The sequence below is a fragment of the Kitasatospora nipponensis genome (assembly GCF_039528135.1).
Classification (GTDB): Bacteria; Actinomycetota; Actinomycetes; order Streptomycetales; family Streptomycetaceae; genus Kitasatospora; species Kitasatospora nipponensis.
Genome location: NZ_BAAALF010000815.1, coordinates 1 through 643 on the forward strand (window position 1 = coordinate 1; position 643 = coordinate 643).

General features: G+C 69.1%; 1 protein-coding gene. It reads left to right on the forward strand.

Annotated elements, in window-relative coordinates; translation table 11 throughout:
- Nucleotides 1-643 (forward strand): M4 family metallopeptidase (locus ABD323_RS43490; RefSeq protein ID WP_344447540.1); only part of this gene is annotated, 643 nt, incomplete at both ends.

The following is a 643-nucleotide window of genomic DNA, read 5'->3' on the forward strand; positions in this document are numbered from 1 at the left end:
CCCGTACGACGCGCCGGACTACACCGTCGGCGAGATGATCAACCTGGTGGGCAACGGCCCGATCCGGGTGATGTACAACCCCTCGCAGGTCGGCGGGAACCCGAACTGCTACTCCTCCTCGATCCCGAACACCGAGGAGCACGCCGCGGCGGGCCCGCTGAACCACTGGTTCTACCTGCTCGCCGAGGGCTCCAACCCGGGTGGCGGCAAGCCCACCAGCCCGACCTGCAACAGCAGTTCGGTGACCGGTCTGGGCATCCAGAACGCCGGGAAGATCTTCTACGGCGGCATGCTGCTGAAGACCAGCGGGATGACCTACAAGAAGTACCGGACCGCGACCCTGACCGCGGCCAAGAACCTCGACCCCAGCTGCGGCTACTTCACCCGGGCCAAGGCGGCCTGGGACGCGGTCAGCGTGCCGGCCCAGGCCGGTGACCCGACCTGCACGCCCACCGGCAACAACGACTTCGGGCTGACGCTCAATCAGACCGCGGGTTCGGTCCAGCCCGGCGCCTCCACCACCGCGACCGCCAACACCTCGGTCACCTCGGGCAGCGCGCAGACGGTCAACCTGACCGCCTCCGGTGCGCCGGCCGGTGTCACGGTGTCCTTCAACCCCTCGTCGGTGCAGGCCGGTTCGGCC